Here is a 3,160-nt window from a genome sequence, read left to right as displayed (position 1 = left end):
TTGAACCGGGAACGGGCTATCGCCATTGGTGTGCGATCGAGATCGGGTAAAGGCATTTTATTGCGCATCGTTTGGCGATGTGCGAGAGGTGGCCAGCCGGCTCGCCCGGCACTTTCGAGCAGCAGAAACCGTCCGGCCTGCCGCGTTTATCTTCAATGTCGGGTCGTACGCTTAGAGCGCGTGGCAAAAAGGGTGAAAACGGGTTCAAATGACAAAGCCTGATGACGACGAAATCAGTCTTCTCGATCTCCTGATCGTCGTGGCCGAGAACTGGCTGTTGCTGGTGATCGCACCGCTCGTCATCGGCGCTCTGACGTATTGGTTCCTGGCAAGTCAGCCGCAAACCTACAGCTCGGAAGCGGTGGTGGCGCTACCGCCTGCCGCAATCGTGGAATTTGTGGAAGCCGGGGTGCAAGGCGGATCTCTTGCGCCCCAATTTGGCCTCTCCGAGCCCGATATGGTGGGCCTTGCAGTTGAACCGGTCTCCGACCGCGCGGGCCCTTCGCCTGTGCTGGGTGCGGGAGGCAGCGCGACAGTGCAAATTCCTAACCTCGTCCAGAGCCGGCTTACCTTGATCCAGACCAACCGGGTAGATGCTGAGGCGCTCGATCGCTTGGTCCAAAGCCTGCAGGCTGCCGTTCAAGACGGCCAGTTGGCTGATCCCAAACTTGAACTTTCTGGCCGGGCTGATCGTCTCGAGGGCACACTTGCCATTCGCGACTCGGCGATAGAACAGCTCACGGAAATTCTTTCCGACCCTGCCCAAATGCCTGCCGATGCGGACATCTATGCCTCATCTGCCATAGCGCTGGACCAGATGCTTTCGGGACGCTCCGCAGACGAGTTTGAGCTGGCAGCGTTGCGCGAAGCTCTGGCCGTCACCGGAGATGACATTGTCGTTGATGCGCCGAGTGCGCCTCGCGCCCAGGGCCGCTCACCCGTGCTCATATCCATACTTGCGGTTCTCGGGTCAGGCTTTGTCCTATTGATCCTTGTTTTCGTGCGGGCCGGGCTCAGGCATGCGGCAAGCGAGCAAGACAATCAGCTCAAGCTCGAGCGCATCAAAAATGCAATGTTGCTGCGCAGGAACCGGTAGCGCGAAAAAGACCGCCCCGCCGCGATCTGTATTGCCTGTAGTTGTCGAAGCGGCCTTGCGATTGCCTCGTCTGGATCAATGACATAAACGTGGCGCGGCACTGAAAGGAAACGTCATGCGGCTCACCATCTTTGGCACCGGCTATGTCGGCCTTGTCACCGGCGCGTGTCTGGCCGATGTCGGCCATCAGGTGGTCTGCGTTGACGTAAACGCCGACAAGATCGCGCGGCTCAATGGCGGGGAAATTCCGATCCATGAACCGGGGCTCGACGAGGTCGTAGCCCGAAATGTCAGGGCCGGTACGCTCGAATTCACCACCGATATCGAACGGGCCGTGTCTCATGGCCATGTTCAAATCGTTGCCGTGGGCACACCGCCGGACGAAAGCGGTGCCGCCGATCTGCAATATGTCCTGGCTGTCGCCGAATCCATAGGCAGGGCCATGGACAGGCGCAAGATCGTGGTGGTCAAGTCCACCGTTCCGGTCGGAACGAGCGACAAGGTGCGCATCAGGCTGGCGCAGGTTCTGGCGGATCGCAATTCGGCGCTGGAATTCGACGTGGTCTCCAATCCCGAATTCTTGAAGGAAGGCGCTGCGGTCAACGATTTTCTCAAGCCCGACCGCATTATCGTGGGAACGGCCACGGACTACGCGCGTGACGTGATGAAGGAGCTCTATGAGCCCTTCAACCGTAATCATGATCGCACGATCTATATGGATGTCCGCTCGGCGGAGCTGACCAAATATGCAGCCAACGCCATGCTGGCCACCAAGATCAGCTTCATCAACGAGATCGCCAATCTCGCCGAACGGCTGGGGGCCGATATCGAAGAGGTGCGCCGGGGCATCGGGGCCGATCCGCGCATCGGGTATCACTTCATCTATCCCGGGCTCGGCTATGGCGGCTCGTGCTTTCCCAAGGATGTGCAGGCATTGGGCCGCACGGCGGGCGATATCGGCTATGACGCTCCGCTGATCGCCGCCGTCGAGGCTGTGAACAACCGTCAGAAGACCAGACTGTTTGAGAAGATGGCCAGCCATTTCGGCGGCGCCGATGGCCTCAAGGGCAAGCGGGTGGCGGTTTGGGGGTTGGCGTTCAAGCCCAATACCGACGACATGCGCGAAGCGCCCTCCCGCGTTCTGATCGAAGCGCTCTGGTCTGCGGGCGCCACGGTTGTGGCCTATGATCCCGTGGCCATGGACGAGACCGCGCGCATCTATGGCGCGCGTGACGATCTGATCCTGGCCGGGGACAAATACGGGGCCCTCAAGGGCGCCGATGCCTTGGCCATCTGCACCGAATGGCAACAGTTCCGGGCCCCCGATTTCGATGAGATGGCCGAGCGAATGGCCTCCAAACTGATTTTCGATGGCCGCAACATCTTTGCGCCCGACAGGCTCAGCCGCGACGGCTGGACCTATTTCAGCGTGGGGCGCGCCCCGGCCCATCCGCAGTTGCACGCCGTCGAGAACGTGTCGTGAAAATCCTCGTCACCGGCAGTGCCGGCTTTATCGGCTATCATGTCGCCCGCCGCCTGATCGAGCGCGGCGACAGCGTCGTCGGCTTCGACATCGTCAACGACTATTACGATCCCGCGCTGAAAGAGGCCCGCCTCGGCCAGCTTTACGAGCTGGGCGCCACCCAGGGGGCCGATTTCAAATTCATCCGCGCCGATCTTGCCGATCATGGGGCGGTCGATAAAGCCTTTGGAGACGAGGGGTTCGACCGGGTGATCCATCTCGCCGCCCAGGCCGGCGTCCGTTATAGCCTCGAGGATCCCCGCTCCTACGTTGCGTCGAACATGATGGCGCCGATCATCCCCTCCAGTTCTATGCCGCAACCAAGCGCGCGAACGAGTTGATGGCCCATTCTTACTCGCATCTGTTTGCACTGCCGACTACGGGCCTGCGCTTTTTTACCGTTTATGGCCCCTGGGGGCGACCCGATATGGCGCTGTTCAAGTTCACGCGCGCCATCCTCGCGGGCGAGCCGATTGATGTGTTCAATCACGGCAATCACACGCGCGATTTCACCTATATCGATGACGTCGTCGAAGGTGTGA

General features: G+C 60.4%; 2 protein-coding genes and 1 pseudogene. All 3 read left to right on the top strand.

Annotated elements, in window-relative coordinates; genetic code table 11:
• Positions 1-208: 208 nt before the first annotated feature.
• Entirely contained in the window at positions 209-1,096 is an 888-nt protein-coding gene (locus AACZ55_RS15865; protein ID WP_339647648.1) for a hypothetical protein, read from the top strand.
• Between the two features lie 115 nt (positions 1,097-1,211).
• A complete protein-coding gene (locus tag AACZ55_RS15860; RefSeq protein WP_339647647.1) occupies positions 1,212-2,579 on the top strand; it encodes a UDP-glucose/GDP-mannose dehydrogenase family protein in 1,368 nt (455 codons plus the stop codon).
• A pseudogene (locus tag AACZ55_RS15855) lies at positions 2,576-3,160 on the top strand (NAD-dependent epimerase/dehydratase family protein); the annotation flags it as partial. The gene AACZ55_RS15860 and the pseudogene AACZ55_RS15855, both read left to right, overlap by 4 nt.

The sequence above is a fragment of the uncultured Pelagibacterium sp. genome (assembly GCF_963972885.1).
GTDB classification, from domain to species: domain Bacteria; phylum Pseudomonadota; class Alphaproteobacteria; order Rhizobiales; family Devosiaceae; genus Pelagibacterium; species Pelagibacterium nitratireducens.
This window is presented reverse-complemented; position numbering and strand designations above follow the sequence as displayed.